Consider the following 15,731-nt stretch of genomic DNA (forward strand, 5'->3'; position numbering starts at 1 on the left):
ACGGCAAACGTCCGCACCGCGCGCCGCGCGTATCGCCGCGATGGCGGCATCGGCGTGGCCGCGCGGTCCATACCGGATAAATACCGAGGGGAAGCCGATGAAAGAAGACAAGAAAGAAGACAAGAACATCAGCGAGTCGAAAGGCGCGGGCGGGCGTCTCTCCCGCAAGGAGTACGACAAGGAACTGGCGCGCCTGCATGTCGAACTGGTGAAGCTGCAGGAATGGGCGGTGCATACGGGCGCAAAAATCTGCATCGTGTTCGAGGGGCGCGACGGCGCCGGCAAGGGCGGCACGATCAAGGCCATCACCGAGCGCGTGAGTCCGCGCGTCTTTCGCGTGGTGGCGCTGCCCGCGCCGACCGACCGCGAAAAAACGCAGATGTATCTGCAGCGCTATCTGCCGCATTTGCCCGCGGCGGGCGAAATCACCATTTTTGACAGAAGCTGGTACAACCGCGCGGGCGTCGAGCGCGTGATGGGTTTTTGCACCGACGAGCAGGCGCAGGCCTTTCTGAAGAGCGTGCCGCTCGTCGAAGAGGCCATCATCCATTCGGGCGTCATCCTGCTCAAATACTGGCTCGAAGTCGGCGAGGACGAGCAGACGCGGCGGCTCGAAGACCGTATCGACGACGGCCGCAAGATCTGGAAGCTCTCGCCGATGGACCTGCGTTCGTACAGCCGCTGGTACGACTATTCGCGCGCCCGCGACGAGATGTTCGAAGCCACCGACACCGAGCGCGCGCCGTGGTACGTCGTGCGCTCGGACGACAAGCGCCGCGCGCGTCTGAACCTCATCACCCACTTGCTGAAGAGCATTCCGTACAAGTCCGTGCCGCGCGAAAAGGTGAAGCTGCCCAAGCGGCAGAAGCCGGAGGGCTATCGCGAAAGCACCAGGCCGCTCCGCTACGTGCCCGAGCGCTTCTGAGCGGCCATGACGCAGCGCGCGCCCATCGTCGCGGAATGGCTGTTTCGCTACGAGAAACAGTGGGCGCGCGCCGATGTGGTCGCCGGGCTGACGGCCGGTGCCGTCGTCATACCGAAGGCGCTCGCCTACGCGACCATCGCCGGCCTGCCGGTGCAGGTCGGGCTCTATACGGCGTGCGTGCCGATGATCGTCTACGCGGTCTTCGGATCGTCACGCGCGCTCTCCGTCAGCACCACGACCACGCTCGCGATTCTCGCGGCGAACGCGCTCGGCAACGTCGTCGCGAACGGCGATCCGCAGGCGCTCGCCGCCGCCAATGCGACGCTCACACTGCTCGTCGGCGCGCTGCTCGTCGCGGCGGCGGTGCTGCGGCTCGGCTTCGTCGCGAACTTCATCTCGGAGCCGGTGCTCGTCGGCTTCAAGGCGGGCGTGGCGATCGTCATCGTCGTCGATCAGTTGCCGAAGCTCTTCGGCCTGCACTATCCGAAAGGTTCGTTTCCGCATAACGTGGGCGCGTTCGTCGCGAGCTTGCCACACTTGTCTGTGAGCACGCTCGCCCTCGCGGCGCTCACGCTCGCCGCGCTCGTGCTGCTCGAACGCTTCACGCCGCGCGCGCCGGCGCCGTTGCTCGTGGTCGCGGCGGCGATTATCGCGGTGGCCGCATTCGGTCTGCGCGCGCATGGCGTCGAAACGGTCGGCGCAGTGCCCGCGGGTCTGCCGTCATGGACACCGCCCGATCTCTCGCTCGCGCTGAAACTGTGGCCGGATGCGCTGGGCATCGCCTTGATGAGCTTCACCGAAAGCATCGCGGCCGCGCGCGCGTTCTCCCGCAACGACGAGCCCGCGCCCGACGCGAACCGCGAACTGCTCGCGACCGGACTGGCGAACGCGGGCGGCGCGCTCCTTGGCGCGATGGCGGCGGGCGGCGGCACGAGCCAGACGGCCGTCAACCGGCAGGCGGGCGCGCGCACGCAACTCGCGGGCCTCGTGACGGCGTCGATCGCGCTCGCCGTCATGCTGCTGTTCGCGCCCCTGATGGCGCTGATGCCGCATGCGACGCTCGCCGCCGTCGTCGTGTTCTATTCGATCGGGCTTTTCAGTCCCGCCGAGTTCCGCGCCATCCTGAAGGTTCGCCGTACCGAATTCGTGTGGGCGCTGACCGCATGCGCGGGCGTCGTGCTGCTGGGCACGCTGGAAGGCATTCTCGTCGCGATCGTCGTGTCGCTCTTCGCGCTCGCGCATCAGGTGTCGAATCCGCCGGTGTATGCCCTTAAACGCATACCGGGCACCAACGTTTTCCGGCGCGATTCGCCGCGCCATCCCGAAGACGAAGCCTTTCCCGGACTGTTGCTGTTGCGTACCGAAGGACGGATATTCTTTGCGAATGCGCAACGTGTCGCCGAAAAAATCCGGCCGCTGGTGCGCGATTCGCACGCAAGCATCGTCGTGCTGGATCTCAGCCGCGTCTTCGATGTCGAATACACCGCGCTCAAGATGCTGACCGAAGCCGACGCGCGCCTCGCCGCGAACGGCACGACGCTCTGGCTCGCGGGCCTGAATCCCGGCGTGCTCGCGGCGGTCAGGCGCGCGCCGCTCGGCCAGGCGCTCGGCGAAGCGCGCATGTTCTACAACCTGGAGCATGTGGTGACGAAATATCAGGAGCTTGTTTCGTCCGGCGCGGGCCCTATTGCGCGTCATTAGGTCGCCTTTTTTGCCACCTTGCTGTCGCACGTTGCGCTTATATTTTAATGATGTTATCCAGATCATCTGTCCAGGGAAGTTCGTCATCCCATGCACGTTTTCGTCGCGGAGGTCACGTCATGACGCATGCAGATCGACTGCATCGAAGCAAGGAGATCGCGGACAAAGTGTCCCGCGTGTTTCAGAAGCGCGCGGAAACGGCGCAGCATCAGTTCAGCGAACGCGCGCGCGATGCCGGCCTGCGCCTGTTCGGCAACGGCGGCGCGGATCAAGCCGGCGCCGCGGGCGGGGTGAGCCCCTTCAACGGCTACGCGTACGCCGTCGACGTCATGCAGCGCACCGTGCTCTTCTGGGACACGCTGCGTCAGCGCGGCAACAACTTCATCGAGCAGACCAAGCGCGGCCTCGAACCCGTGCTGCATTTCGCCTATGACACGCTGATGGACGGCCGCACGTTCGAGCGGCCCGTGAACTATGCGCTGCTGCGTATCGTGCCGCCCGAAGGCGTCGTCGTCGATCCGCTCAAGCGGCCGTATCTCGTCATCGATCCGCGTGCGGGGCATGGTCCGGGCATCGGCGGCTTCAAGGACGATTCGCAAGTGGGCGTCGCATTGCGCGCGGGCCATCCGGTGTACTTCGTCACGTTCTTCCGCGACCCGCAGCCGGGCCAAACCTTGCTCGATGTCTGCGCGGCCGAGCAGCGCTTCGTGAAGCACGTGCGCGAGCTGCATCCCGAGAGCCCGAAGCCCGCCATCGTCGGCAATTGCCAGGGCGGCTGGGCCGCGATGATGATCGCGAGCTCGCAGCCCGACGATACCGGTCCGATCGTCATCAACGGCGCGCCGATGTCGTACTGGAGCGGCGCGTGGAGCGAAGGCGAGGGCGACAACCCGATGCGCTATTCGGGCGGCATGCTGGGCGGCACGTGGCTCGCGTCGCTGACGGCCGACCTCGGCAACGGCAAGTTCGACGGCGCGTATCTCGTCGAGAACTTCGAGAACCTGAATCCGGCGAATAGCCTGTGGGACAAGTACTACCATCTGTTCGACAAGATCGACACCGAGCCGCCGCGCTTTCTCGACTTCGAGCGCTGGTGGGGCGGCTATTACCTGATGAACCGCGAAGAGATCGAATGGATCACGCGCAATCTCTTCGTCGGCAATCAGTTGTGGTCGGGCGAAACGCGCGGTCTTTCGGGCACGTCGTTCGATCTGCGCGCGATCAAGACGCCGATCATTCTGTTCGCCTCGATGGGCGACAACATCACGCCGCCGCAACAGGCGTTCAACTGGGTCGCGGACATCTACGGCAGCACCGACGAGATCAAGTCGCGCGGGCAGGTGATCGTCGGGCTGATGCACAAGAACATCGGGCATCTGGGCATTTTCGTGAGCGGCAAGGTCGCGAAGAAGGAGCATACGCAGATCGCGTCGGTGCTGGAGGCGATCGAATCGTTTCCGCCGGGGCTGTACGGCATGGAGATCGCCGAGCGCAAAGGCGCGGACGGCAAGACAGAGTACGACGTGAGCTTTCACGAGCGCCGTCTCGAAGACCTCACCGCGCGCTTCAATCGCTTCGAGCGCGCCGACGAATTGCCGTTTCAGGCGGTAAAACAGGTATCGGATTTCAATCAGCGCGCGTATGAACTCTTCGCGCAGCCCTTCGTGCAGTCGATGGCCAACGACACCACCGCGGCCATGCTGCGCGCATTCCATCCGTTGCGCGCGCAACGCTGGATGCTCTCCGACCTGAACCCGTGGCTCGCGTGGCTCGGCCCCGCCGCCGATGCGGTGAAGGCCGCGCGCAAGCCTGCCTCTGTGCCCGCGACCGAACGCGACGTGCTGCGAAAAGCCGAGCATTGTGGCTCCGACATGATCAGCGCGAGCCTCGACTTCTACCGCGCCATGCGCGATGCGGCGACCGAGGCGATGTTCTTCTCCGTGTACGGCAACATGTTCTCGGCGCATCAGCCGCAGACGCAGGAGCATGAAGCGCACGAGCACAAGACCGATCCGCGCGAACTGCCTTTCGTGCAGGACGCGCTGGCGTCGATCGCGCATGGCGGGTATGCGGAAGCCGTCGCACGCGTCGCATGCCTGCTCGTCGATCACGACGAACCGCTGCCGCTCGCGCGCATGGTGCTGCGCCAGGAACTCATGGCCGCCTACGCCGACTATCTGCCGGAGAAGCCGCGCGACGAATGGCGGCGCATTCGCGGCGAGCAGGAGATCATCGTACGCTACGAACCGGAACAGGCGCTGTCGACCTTGCCCGATCTTCTCAACGACAACGAGGACCGCAAGAAGCTCCTCACCTTCATGGACAAGCTGCGCGACGATAGCCGTCTGCAAGGCTACGAGCCCACGGCGACGCAACACGACACGCTCGCGCGCATTCGCGCGGCGCTGCCCCTCAAGCCCGCGCGCGCGCCCCGGCGTTCCGCACCCGCGCACTGATGCGCCGGCGGCGCATCTCACGTTCTCCCGGGAGGCGATATGAATCAGAAGGAAGAGAAGTACGAACGGCTCATCGAGATTTGCCGCGCGCTGCCGCCGCTCGCGACAGCGGTTGCGCATCCCTGCGACCGCACCTCGCTCGAAAGCGCGGTCAAGGCGCATGAGCTGGGCCTGATCGCGCCGCTGCTCGTCGGGCCGCGCGAGCGTATCCGCGAAGTCGCGGAGGAATGCGGGCTGAACATCACCGGCCTGCCTATCGTCGATGCACCGCACAGTCACGCCGCCGCCGACAAGGCGGTGGAACTCGTGCGCGAGGCGAAGGCCGAGGCGATCATGAAAGGCAGCCTGCACACCGACGAAGTGATGGCCGCGGTCGTGAAGCGCGAAGGCGGTCTGCGCACGCAGCGGCGCGTGTCGCACTGCTTCATCATGGATGTGCCGGGGCACGAGAACGTGCTGATCATCAGCGACGCCGCGATCAACATTGCGCCGACGCTTGCCGACAAGGTCGATATCCTGCAAAACGCGATCGACCTCGGACACGCGTTGCGCTTCCCGGAGGTGCGCGTCGCGATTCTGTCGGCGATGGAAACGGTGAACCCGAAAGTGCCTTCCACGCTCGAAGCCGCCGCGCTGTGCAAGATGGTGGACCGGCATCAGATTACGGGCGCGCTCGTTGATGGCCCGCTTGCGCTCGACAACGCGATCGACCTCGAAGCGGCGCAGACGAAGAAAATCGACTCGCCCGTCGCGGGCCGGGCGAACGTGCTGATCGTGCCGGACCTCGAAGCGGGCAACATGCTCGCGAAGAGCCTGTCGTTTCTCGCGGGCGCGCATTCGGCCGGCATCGTGCTGGGGGCGCGCGTGCCGATCATTCTCACGAGTCGCGCCGATACGCTGCGTTCGCGCCTGGCGTCGTGCGCCGTGGCGGCGCTCGTGGCGTCCAAGCGTCGCGAAGAAGCGCAAGTGACGGGGTGATGACATGGCCGACGTCATCATGGTTCTCAACGCGGGCTCGTCGAGCATCAAGTTCAGCGCGTTCGACGTCGACGGCGAGGATCTCGAACTCGTCACGCGCGGGCAGGTGGAAGGCCTCTTCAGCTCGCCGCATTTCGTCGCGTTCGACGCGAAGGGCGAGAAGACCGGCGAGCATCAATGGGGCGACGGCGAAACGCTCCAGCACGCCGATGCCATCGCGTATCTCGGCACGTTTCTGCGCGGGCATGGCGCGGGGCATCGTCTGATCGGCGTCGGGCATCGCGTCGTGCATGGCGGCGCGCGTTTCACGAAGCCGGTGCTGGCGACCCCCGAGGTGCTCGACGAACTCGACAAGCTCACGCCGCTCGCGCCGCTGCATCAGCCGCATAATCTCAAGCCGATACGCATCATCGCCGAGCGCAATCCGGGCCTGCCGCAAGTCGCCTGCTTCGATACGGCGTTCCATGCGACACAGGCGCCCATCGCGCAGGCGTTCGCGCTGCCCGAGTCGATCACGAAAAACGGCGTGCGGCGCTATGGCTTTCATGGCCTCTCGTACGAATACATCGCGAGCGCGCTGCCGGCGATCGCGCCCGACGCGGCGCGCGGGCGCACCGTCGTCGCGCATCTGGGCAACGGCGCGAGCCTGTGCGCGATGCACGCGGGCAAGAGCGTGGCGAGCACGATGGGCTTCACCGCCGTCGACGGCCTCATGATGGGCACGCGCTGCGGCAATCTCGATCCCGGCGTGATCCTCTACATGCTCGACGAGCTCGGCATGAACCCCCGCGAGATCGAAGACCTGCTGTATCGCGGCTCGGGATTGCTCGGCGTCTCGGGCGTGTCGGGCGACATGCGCGCCCTGCTCGCAAGCGACGACGAACGCGCGCGCTTCGCCATCGATCTCTACGTGTATCGCATCGGCCGCGAGCTTGGCTCGATGAGCGCCGCGCTGCAAGGGCTCGATGCGATCGTGTTCACGGCGGGCATCGGCGAGCATTCGAAGGAGATTCGCCAGCGCGTGTGCGAGCAGGCGGCGTGGTGGGGCATCGAGCTCGATGCAGCGGCGAACGAAAGCGGCGGCCCGCGCATTAGCAAGGCGTCGGGCAAGGTGAGCGCGTGGGTGATTCCGACCAACGAGGAATTGATGATCGCGCGTCATGCATTCGCGCTGATCGACGACAAACGCGAGGGAGCATCCACATGATGGAGCATGTTCCGCATGCCGTGCTGAAGGGCGCAAAGGCGCTCGTCACCGGCATCGCCAACGAGCATTCGATCGCATACGGCTGCGCGAAGGCGTTTCGCGAACTGGGCGCGGATCTCGCCATCACCTATGCCGACGACAAGGCGCGGCCTTATGTCGAGCCGGTTGCGCGAGCGCTCGACGCTGGCATCTTCATGCCGCTCGATGCGTCGCGGCAGGATCAGCTCGACGCGGTGTTCGAGCGCATCGGCAGCGAGTGGGGCGAGCTCGATATCCTCGTGCATTCGATCGCGTGGGCGCCGAAGGACGATCTGCAGGGCGGCCTTTTGAACTGCTCCGCGGACGGCTTCGCGAAAGCGATGGACATCTCCTGTCATTCGTTCGTGCGCATGGCGCGGCTCGCGGCGCCGCTCATGAAAGACGGCGGCACGATGTTCACGATGAGCTATCACGGCGCGAACAAGGTGGTCCCCAACTACAACGTCATGGGCCCGGTGAAGGCCGCGCTCGAAGCGTGCGCGCGCTATCTCGCCTACGAGTTGGGTCCGCAGGGCATCCGCGTGCACGCGATTTCGCCGGGCCCGCTCAAGACACGCGCCGCATCGGGGCTCAAGGATTTCGATCTGCTGCTGACGGAAGCCGCGCAGCGCGCGCCGCTCGGCGAGCTCGTCGACATCATGGACGTGGGGTTCACCTGCGCCTTTCTGGCGACGCCTTACGCGCGCCGTCTGTCGGGCGAAACGCTGTACGTGGATGGCGGCGTGCACATCATGGGATGAGCATGTTCAACTGGCTCTTCAAACGCGACGATAGCGCCACGCGCGACGACGTGCGGCAGGCGCTCGCGCGCATCGTGACGGTGGCGCCTCAGGTGCGCCTCGCGAGCCGCTACGAGGCGCGGCTTGCACCTGCCGTCGGCAAGACGATCGATCACGTGCGCGAACTGGTCGCCGCGCTGCCCGCGCCGCGCGATGCGACGCCCGGCGCATGGTCGGACGATCCGTACTTGCGCGCGAAATTCGCGACCCCCGACGACATCGCGCGCGTGATCGGCGAGTCGCGCGACGTGTGTGACTGGTTCGGCGATCACATCGCGGCCGACCACGCTTTCGCGATTCTGGGCGCGACGCTCGTCGAGCGGCAGGTGCTCGTCGCGGCGCTCGAAGGCGGCACGATGCGCTCCGATGTTGCGCGCACGGCGATCGGCTTCGACGACAAGCGCATGCGCTTCTGCCACGAATCCGACGACGCGCTCAGGGGCGATCTCGTGCAGCGGATCGTCGAGCAGTTCGCGCTCGAAGCGATGTCGCGCGTCGCGCAGACGGAAGCGCGACGCGATGCGCTGCAGGAACATCGCGCGCTGCTCGCGGCGCGTATGCAGATGCTTGGCCGGCGCGGCGCGGGCATGAGCAGCCTGATAGCTTCGGCGGATCTCGCCGGCGACGCCACGCGGCTGCAGCGCGATGTCGAAGAGAACGAGGCCGCGCTCGCCGCGCTCGGCTCGCCCGCCGATTCCATCGAGACGCAGCTTCAGACCATTCTCGACGTGCTCGACGAACCGGTGAGGATGATTTCCGTCACCGAGCGCACGCTGTGCCTGAATCATATGAATCTGCTGATGGACACGCGCTGCGATGAGCCGCACGCCGATATCGCGATTCATCTGGCGCGTCTTCCGACACAGCCGCCGCAGACGCGGGCTGTGGAGATCGTGCGTATCGCGCGGCGGGATGTGCCGGCTGGGGGGGCGCGGTTTGCGGAGGCGGAGCGGATGGTGTTGTAGGACCCGTTGGCACTCGAAGAGAATGGCCAAAGAGTGTGTCTTTCAAGAGTTTCTCGCATCGCCTCGCGGGCGTGCGCGAAGTCGATTAAGCGCTGCGAGAAGTGGCCGCAAGACGATGAACATGCCGATCCAGCACACCATGAGTACGCCCAATACATGAATCACCCGAAGAGGATCCAGTTCACTTCCCAGCGTCCCGTCATGCACCGGTCCAGGCACCACCTGACAAATGCAATCTGCAAGCAGATACGCGCTGGCGAAAGTGCCAACGATGTACGCAAGAAACCATGAAGTACGCGGAATGGTTCTGCGAGTCGAGCGACGACACACGCCGATGAAAAGCGCAGCGAAAAACCAGCAGACACTCAGCCTTCCTAGAATGTCGCCGTCCATGATGTCCTCGATCCCAACGCCTTGATAGCCCAGTGCTTCGTACGAAGCGCGTATGGTGTCAGCTATCCAGTCGGGAATCGCAGGCGCCCATGTGTAGGTGAATCGAGTCATCGCGCTGGCTACGAGAAATGACACGAAAATCAGCAACACGATTCGGGCGAGCGTTATGAGTCTTTCGCGTGTCATTTCACCGTGACCATGCCGTAGGCCTTGAGCGTGGAACCTGGCACAGGAAGAATGGGCGGGGAAGTGCGAATAAAGCGCTGCAATAGCTCGAACTCGGCAGGATTGACGAGGGTGATACAGCCTTCACTTCGTTCTTCATTTCCTACAGGATGCAGTCGAAACTGACCGCGCATCACGCCCTTGATGTTGCTCATATCTCCTGTTTCCGGATTCCAAAGCATGAACCATTTTGTGCGCTCTGTTGAACCGACATAAGGCGCTAGCGCATCTCGCACCCTTCCAAGCAGCCCCCCGGACTGGCGATCGACAAGATAATACGTACCGCGTGGAATCGGACCAATTTTCGCGATGGTGACTGCATCGGGATTGTCGCGGCCGTGCTTCTGACCGGAAAACGCTTCTACCGTGCCGTATCCCGTGCATACGAGCGTAGACGTTTCCCTGTTGTTTAGCTTGAACGTGCAATTCACCGGCATGTCATACCGCCTGTTCGCGTGCAGCGCTCAGCGCATCCGACACCTTCAGATTGCCATCGTGGTAATGCCACGAGATATTCTCGTAGAACAATTCAATGCTTTCCATGTGATTGAAAAGCGCACAGCTTGCATCCTTCATGTTCGGCATCAGGGTCATGATAGAACCGATCTTCACGTTATCCAGATGCACCGTGTAATACGCTTCTTCCATGCCCGCGTGATTGATCCGGAAGAAAACGACATCGGCCGATTGCAGCGTTCTTGAATCGCGCAACATTTGATGGAGCAGCGGCGTCGATGAATCGATTTCTTTATGAATTGTGAAGGGCGTATGTGTCCGCTGTCCGACCACTCGTCCTGTGAGAGGATCCACGGGCACGCTGAAACAATGCGAGAGGGCAATTACTTCGATCGTTCCTTCACGACCTTGCACTGTGGAGGACCCTCGAAGGTCGCGTCCTTGATCGTCTTTCAAGGACAGATGAACTGGCATGACCATCTTGTTATTCATTATCAGGAAGCGCCAACACTGGCGGGCCTGAAACGCTATCGTTTACAAGACGACGCGTGTGTGGATTTTAGTGAAAGCAGAGGCTAGATAATTGGCTTTCGGCAATTGATAGTTGCTTATCCTAAATAAAAAAGAAGCGAGCCAATAGGGAATTGGCCGTTAATCGCGCCGACGCTAGTTCCCACCCCTTCCAATCGCCGCCGCGATATCCCGGCTCACCCCCGCCAACGCACGGCTATGCGCGGCCACGAGCGCATCGTAATCAGGCCCGCTAACCGGCTCGCGCACTTTCGACCGCCCGCTCATCGCATTCTCGTCGCCGAATCTCCGCACCGTCCATTGCGCGTCGATCGAAACGGCATCGCCGGGAACGGACTCGAACTGCTGGATATCCACACGCACGCGCAACGCGTCCGGATCGGCGATCGCGCGCGAGGCGGGCGCGACGCGATCCGAGGCGAGCAGCACCGCGAGGTCTGCCGCGATGGCGTCCGCGATGCTGCTCTTGAGCGGCTCGCCCCAGCGCGCGAACTCGTTGAGCGAAACTTCGTTGTTCGTATTGCGCGTGACGATTTGCGGACGATCGACGAGATCGGGCACCGTCACCGGCCCGACGATCACGGGCCGCGCGGGCGCGCGCGCGGTGGCCGCGGTGAGCGTGGGGTCCGCGCTCAAGCGGTAGAAGCTCGCGCGCGGCGAACTGCATGCGGCGAGCAGCGCGAAAAGAAAGAGAACGAGAGCGGGCCGCATCACTTCTTGTCCTCCGGTTTGCCACGCAGCAACGCTTCCGGATGCTGCTGCAGATAATCCGCGAGACTGCGGAACGAAACAGCAGTGCGCGTCAGTTCGCGGATCGCTTCGGCCGTGTCCTGCTGCAGACCCGAATCCGGCATCAGCGTGGAATGCGCGGCATCGAGCGCGGCGCGCGCGGCGGCGAGGGTCGTCGCGGCTTGCGGCACGACCTGCGTGTTGAGACCCTGCATCAGCGCGGTCGTGCTGTTGAGCGTCTGCCGCGCGCTCGCGGTGAGTTCCTCGATCGGCAGCTTGTCGATGCGCGTCATGATGCGGTTCACCGAATCCTGCAACGAGTCGAGGCCGCTCGGCGTCGTCGGCATTTCGGGCGGCACGCTGTTCCAGTCCATGCTCGCCTTCTTCGCGTTCGGGAAGAAATCAAGCGACACGTACAACTGGCCCGTCAGCAGGCTGCCCGTGCGCAATTGCGCGCGCAATCCGCGCGACACGAGGAAATCCGCGAGCGCTCTCGGATCGCTCGCCACGCGCCCGCCTTTCGGCTCGTTCGCGAAGCGCGACGTGAAGCGCTCCGGATAAAGCTTCACTTCGACCGGAATGCTGATCTGCTTCGTCGCCTGGTCGAAGCGCGTATAAATCGCCGACACTTCGCCGATCTGAATGCCGCGGAACTCGACAGGCGCGCCCACCGCAAGCCCGCGCACCGAGCCCTGAAAACTGAACATATACGTTTCGACGATGCGCTCCTGCACGCGCAGCGCGTCGGCGCGCGTGGAGAAGAGCTTGAACGTCGTATCGGGCGGCGCCTCGGCCCAGCTTAGCGAGACCGCGGGCGTCTCGAACGCAAGCCCGCCGATCAGGATCGACACGAGCGATTGCGTATTGACCTTGAGCCCGTCGGTGCCGAGCGTCACGTCGATGCCGCCCGCCTGCCAAAAGCGCGAATCGGCGTTCACATAGCGGTCGTAAGGCGCGTTGATGAAAACGTGCAGCGTCACGCCGGCGCCGTCCTTGTCGAGCTCGAACGACGTGACCTGGCCCACTTGCAGGCGGCGGAAATACACCGGCGCGCCGACATCGACGGAACCGAGATCCACCGCCTTCAGGACGAAGCGCCGTCCGGGCACGTCGCTCGCGAAAACCGGCGGCGTTTCGAGGCCGGTGTAATCGCGCCGCGTCTCCTTCGTGTGGCCGATGTCCATGCCGATATACGCGCCCGACAGCAAGGTGCCGATGCCCGACACCGAGCCGCCCGCCACGCGCGGACGCACGACCCAGAAGCGGGTGTCGTCGACGAGCATGTTGGTCGCGTCGCGCGTCAATTCGGCGGTGGCGATCACGCGCTTGTAATCCTTCGAGAGCGCGACCGTCTTCACGAGACCGATATCGACGTCCTTGAACTTGATCTTCGTCTTGCCCGCTTCGAGCCCTTCGCCGGACTTGAAGCTGATGGTGACGGTCGGGCCTTCCGCGAGCACGGCCTGCACCGCGAGCCAGACGCCGACCGCTACCGCGACGGCCGGCACGACCCAGACCCACGGTATGCGCCAGCGCTTTTTCGGCACGACTTCGGCGTCGGGCGTTTCGTCGGGCGTGCTCATCGCGATCCTTCGGCAGAGGGCGGCGAGGGTGTTCTTTCCGTGTCCCAGATGAGGCGCGGATCGAAAGACATCGCCGCGAACATGGTCAGCACGACGACGGCGCCGAACGCGATCGACGCCGGCCCGGCTTCGATCGTCGCCATCGCGCTGAACTGCACGAGCGCGACGAGCACGGCGATCACGTAGATATCGAGCATCGACCAGCGGCCCACCAGCTCGACGACGCGATAGATGCGCGCGCGCTGCACGTTCTGCTGCGTCATGCGCAGATTCGCGGTCGTGGCGAGATAGCCGATCGCGAGAATCTTGAGCATCGGCACGGCGATGCTCGCGATGAACACGATGATCGCAAGCGGCCAGGAGCCCGACTGCCACAGGTACGCGACGCCGCTCATGATCGTGTCCTTCTGCGCGCCGAAAAGCGAACTCGTGTTCATCACCGGCAGCAGGTTCGCGGGGACGTACAGGATCGCGGCCGAGATCAGATACGCCCACGTGCGCGACAGGCTCGCGGGCTTGCGCAGATGCAGACGCGCGCCGCAGCGCGGGCAGCACAAATGCGCATGGCGCTGCACGCCGCGCGTACTCAGGCCGCAGTCGTGACATACGCAGATGCCGCTCGCGGCCGCCGTGCGCCCGGCAAGCGGCGTGTCGGCGGGCATGCCGGGCGGCGCTTTTTCGATGCGCATCCACATCGCGCGCTCGTCGAAGGCGGAGGCCGCCGCGACGAGCAGCAGCATCAGCGCGGCGAGCGACCACAGCGCCGGTCCCGTCACGACCGCGGCGATATGCGCGAGCTTCACGAGCGCGACGAGCAGGCCGAGCATCAGCACTTCGGTCATGCCCCAGTTGCGCGCGATGCGCAGGACACGAAACACGGCGTCGGCGCGCCACGGCCTGCGGTTCAGGTGCAGCGGCAGCAGCAGCCACACCATGCCGAGCGACTGGAGCGCGGGCATCAGAATCGTCGTGATGAAGATGAGGCCGGCGAGCGGCCACATGCCGTCGCGATAGAGCACGCGCACCGCGCCGATGAGCGTGGTTTCGACGAGATCGCCGTTGACCGCGAGACCGACGATCGGAAACGCGTTGGAGATGACCCACAGCGCGCAGGCCGCGAGCGCATAGGCGAGGGCGCGGTCGAAGCCGCGGCCCCGGCGCCGGTAGAGCACGGCGCGGCAGCGGCAGCAGCGCAGCATGCCGCCGGGCGGGACGTCGCTTTCGCGCTGCATCAGATCGCACTCGTGACACGCGATCAGCGCGCGCGCTGGGCGGTCGCCGGATGCGGATGTCGGCGCGTTCATTGGACCGCCTGCGGGCTCGGTTGCGCGGCTTTAGCGGCGTCGCTGGTTTGCGTCGTCATCTTGTCGGCGGCCACGACCCAGCCGCCGCCCATGACCTTGTAGAGCGTGACGAACGACGCGAGCGCGGCGGCCTGCGTCTGGGTCTGCGAAAGCTGCGCGTTGAAGAGGCTGCGCTCGGCGTCGAGCACTTCGATATAGCTCGTATAGCCGCCTTCGTAGCGCGCCCGCGCCATGCGCGAATAGGTGCTGAGCGCGACCACCTGGCGGCCCTGCGTTTCGAGCTGCTCGTGCAGCTTGCGCGATGCGATGAGCGCGTCGTCGACTTCCTGGAACGCGACCTGTATCGCTTTCTGATAAGTGAGCAGCGCCTGCTGCTGCTGCGCCTCGGCCGACTGCACCTGGCCCGAGATATTGCCCGCCGTGAAGATCGGCTGCGTGACCTGACCCGCGAACGACCACACGCGCGCGGGCCCCGTGAAGAGCGACGAGAACGCGGTGCTCGCGGTGCCGAAGAGGCCGGTCAGCGAAATCTGCGGGAAGTAGAGCGCCCGCGCCGCGCCGATCAGCGCGTTCGCCGCGACCAGATCCTGTTCGGCTTGCAACAGATCGGGGCGTCGCTCCAGCAGGTCGGAAGGCAGGCCCGCCGGAACCACGGGCGTCGCGAGTTCGCCGAGTGGGCGGCCGCGGACGATCGGCCCCGGGTTCGCGCCGAGCAGGATCGAGAGCGCGTCTTCCTGCTGCGCGATCTGCGTTTCGAGCTGCGGAATCGTCGCGAGCGAGGCTTCGTACTCGGACTGGCTCTGCGCCAGTTCCATCTGCGAGACTTCGCCGCCTTCGAAGCGCAGCGTGAACACATGCACGGATTCGGCGCGGCTCTGGGTCGTCGCCTTCGCGATATCGAGCTGCTTGTCGAGGCTCAGCAGATTCAGATACGACGTCGCCACCGACGCCACCAGCGAGAGGATCGTCGCGCGCCGTCCTTCCTCGCTCGACAGCAGATTCGCGCGCGCAGCCTCGGTCAGACGCCGGTTGCGGCCGAAAACATCGATTTCCCACGCCGCCGAAACGGACAGCTCGACGCTGTTGTAAACCGGCCCGAATCCGTTCGACAGGGCGAGCGGCGTGCGCTGACGCGCCGCCTGCGCACCCGCGGAAATCTGCGGAAAGAGCGCGGAACGCGTCGTCGCGAACTGGCCCATGAACTGATCGACGCGCGCCGCCGCGATCTTCACGTCCTTGTTGTTCGCGAGCGCGGTGGCGATCAGGTCGTCGAGCACGGGATCCTGATACTGCTTCCACCATTCGGTGTTGGCGGTATCGGCGGCTTCGGCCGCGGCGAAGCGATACGTCGCAGGCGTCTCGACCGGCTGGCGCGTGTAGTTCGGGCCGAGCAGGCAGCCGCCGAGCGACAGCGCGGCCGCCATGCCCGCGAAAGAGTGGATGAGCCGGGCGCGCCGCAT

Annotated in this window: 13 protein-coding genes and 1 pseudogene; 7 read left to right on the plus strand and 7 right to left on the minus strand. The window is 64.9% G+C overall.

The window, feature by feature from the left end; translation table 11 throughout:
- Nucleotides 1-97: 97 nt before the first annotated feature.
- The 7 genes and pseudogenes from ppk2 to AWB70_RS06850 all read left to right on the plus strand — a co-directional run bounded on the left by ppk2 (nucleotide 98) and on the right by AWB70_RS06850 (nucleotide 9,050).
- Nucleotides 98-925, plus strand: a complete 828-nt coding sequence (gene ppk2, locus AWB70_RS06820; RefSeq protein ID WP_053571128.1) for a polyphosphate kinase 2 — start codon at nucleotides 98-100, stop codon at nucleotides 923-925.
- A 6-nt stretch (nucleotides 926-931) separates the two neighbouring features.
- Entirely contained in the window at nucleotides 932-2,626 is a 1,695-nt protein-coding gene (locus AWB70_RS06825; RefSeq protein ID WP_053571129.1) for a SulP family inorganic anion transporter, read from the plus strand.
- A gap of 119 nt (nucleotides 2,627-2,745) precedes the next feature.
- The gene (locus tag AWB70_RS06830) at nucleotides 2,746-5,082 is read left to right on the plus strand and encodes a DUF3141 domain-containing protein (RefSeq protein ID WP_053571130.1); all 2,337 of its coding nucleotides are present in this window, start codon (nucleotides 2,746-2,748) and stop codon (nucleotides 5,080-5,082) included.
- A 36-nt stretch (nucleotides 5,083-5,118) separates the two neighbouring features.
- Nucleotides 5,119-6,060 (plus strand): annotated as a pseudogene (locus AWB70_RS06835) (phosphate acetyltransferase); the annotation flags it as partial.
- A 4-nt stretch (nucleotides 6,061-6,064) separates the two neighbouring features.
- Nucleotides 6,065-7,267 (plus strand): acetate/propionate family kinase, encoded by a 1,203-nt coding sequence (locus AWB70_RS06840; protein ID WP_053571131.1) that lies wholly within the window; start codon nucleotides 6,065-6,067, stop codon nucleotides 7,265-7,267.
- Nucleotides 7,264-8,046 (plus strand): enoyl-ACP reductase FabI, encoded by a 783-nt coding sequence (gene fabI / locus AWB70_RS06845; RefSeq protein WP_014252052.1) that lies wholly within the window; start codon nucleotides 7,264-7,266, stop codon nucleotides 8,044-8,046. The genes AWB70_RS06840 and fabI overlap by 4 nt, the downstream gene beginning before the upstream one ends.
- Entirely contained in the window at nucleotides 8,043-9,050 is a 1,008-nt protein-coding gene (locus tag AWB70_RS06850) for a hypothetical protein (RefSeq protein ID WP_053571132.1), read from the plus strand. The genes fabI and AWB70_RS06850 overlap by 4 nt, the downstream gene beginning before the upstream one ends.
- A gap of 42 nt (nucleotides 9,051-9,092) precedes the next feature.
- Here AWB70_RS06850 and AWB70_RS06855 read toward each other — a convergent pair whose 3' ends face one another.
- From AWB70_RS06855 to AWB70_RS06885, 7 genes are all read right to left on the minus strand, one after another.
- The gene (locus tag AWB70_RS06855) at nucleotides 9,093-9,629 is read right to left on the minus strand and encodes a hypothetical protein (protein WP_053571133.1); all 537 of its coding nucleotides are present in this window, start codon (nucleotides 9,627-9,629) and stop codon (nucleotides 9,093-9,095) included.
- Nucleotides 9,626-10,105, minus strand: a complete 480-nt coding sequence (locus AWB70_RS06860; RefSeq protein WP_053571134.1) for a DUF2778 domain-containing protein — start codon at nucleotides 10,103-10,105, stop codon at nucleotides 9,626-9,628. The genes AWB70_RS06855 and AWB70_RS06860 overlap by 4 nt, the downstream gene beginning before the upstream one ends.
- Before the next feature lies 1 nt (nucleotide 10,106).
- A complete protein-coding gene (gene tssD, locus AWB70_RS06865; RefSeq protein WP_235024154.1) occupies nucleotides 10,107-10,598 on the minus strand; it encodes a type VI secretion system tube protein TssD in 492 nt (163 codons plus the stop codon).
- 192 nt (nucleotides 10,599-10,790) lie between these two features.
- Entirely contained in the window at nucleotides 10,791-11,366 is a 576-nt protein-coding gene (locus AWB70_RS06870) for a PqiC family protein (RefSeq protein WP_053571136.1), read from the minus strand.
- Entirely contained in the window at nucleotides 11,366-12,967 is a 1,602-nt protein-coding gene (locus tag AWB70_RS06875) for a PqiB family protein (protein WP_014252057.1), read from the minus strand. Before AWB70_RS06875 ends, AWB70_RS06870 begins: the two co-directional genes overlap by 1 nt.
- Nucleotides 12,964-14,271, minus strand: coding sequence for a paraquat-inducible protein A (locus AWB70_RS06880; protein WP_053571137.1), 1,308 nt, complete (start codon nucleotides 14,269-14,271; stop codon nucleotides 12,964-12,966). The genes AWB70_RS06875 and AWB70_RS06880 overlap by 4 nt, the downstream gene beginning before the upstream one ends.
- Nucleotides 14,268-15,731, minus strand: a complete 1,464-nt coding sequence (locus AWB70_RS06885; RefSeq protein ID WP_053571138.1) for an efflux transporter outer membrane subunit — start codon at nucleotides 15,729-15,731, stop codon at nucleotides 14,268-14,270. Before AWB70_RS06885 ends, AWB70_RS06880 begins: the two co-directional genes overlap by 4 nt.

The sequence above is a fragment of the Caballeronia cordobensis genome (assembly GCF_001544575.2).
In the GTDB taxonomy this organism is placed as follows: Bacteria; Pseudomonadota; Gammaproteobacteria; order Burkholderiales; family Burkholderiaceae; genus Caballeronia; species Caballeronia cordobensis.

Bases quoted from the DNA above. Each gene is read 5' to 3' on its own strand.
- AWB70_RS06875 (WP_014252057.1), bottom strand. From the start codon at position 12,967: ATGAGCACGCCCGACGAAACGCCCGACGCCGAAGTCGTGCCGAAAAAG.
- AWB70_RS06855 (WP_053571133.1), bottom strand. From the start codon at position 9,629: ATGACACGCGAAAGACTCATAACGCTCGCCCGAATCGTGTTGCTGATT.
- AWB70_RS06825 (WP_053571129.1), top strand. From the start codon at position 932: ATGACGCAGCGCGCGCCCATCGTCGCGGAATGGCTGTTTCGCTACGAG.
- AWB70_RS06870 (WP_053571136.1), bottom strand. From the start codon at position 11,366: ATGCGGCCCGCTCTCGTTCTCTTTCTTTTCGCGCTGCTCGCCGCATGC.
- AWB70_RS06860 (WP_053571134.1), bottom strand. From the start codon at position 10,105: ATGCCGGTGAATTGCACGTTCAAGCTAAACAACAGGGAAACGTCTACG.
- AWB70_RS06830 (WP_053571130.1), top strand. From the start codon at position 2,746: ATGACGCATGCAGATCGACTGCATCGAAGCAAGGAGATCGCGGACAAA.
- tssD (WP_235024154.1), bottom strand. From the start codon at position 10,598: ATGCCAGTTCATCTGTCCTTGAAAGACGATCAAGGACGCGACCTTCGA.
- AWB70_RS06840 (WP_053571131.1), top strand. From the start codon at position 6,065: ATGGCCGACGTCATCATGGTTCTCAACGCGGGCTCGTCGAGCATCAAG.
- fabI (WP_014252052.1), top strand. From the start codon at position 7,264: ATGATGGAGCATGTTCCGCATGCCGTGCTGAAGGGCGCAAAGGCGCTC.
- AWB70_RS06885 (WP_053571138.1), bottom strand. From the start codon at position 15,731: ATGCGGCGCGCCCGGCTCATCCACTCTTTCGCGGGCATGGCGGCCGCG.
- AWB70_RS06880 (WP_053571137.1), bottom strand. From the start codon at position 14,271: ATGAACGCGCCGACATCCGCATCCGGCGACCGCCCAGCGCGCGCGCTG.
- ppk2 (WP_053571128.1), top strand. From the start codon at position 98: ATGAAAGAAGACAAGAAAGAAGACAAGAACATCAGCGAGTCGAAAGGC.
- AWB70_RS06850 (WP_053571132.1), top strand. From the start codon at position 8,043: ATGAGCATGTTCAACTGGCTCTTCAAACGCGACGATAGCGCCACGCGC.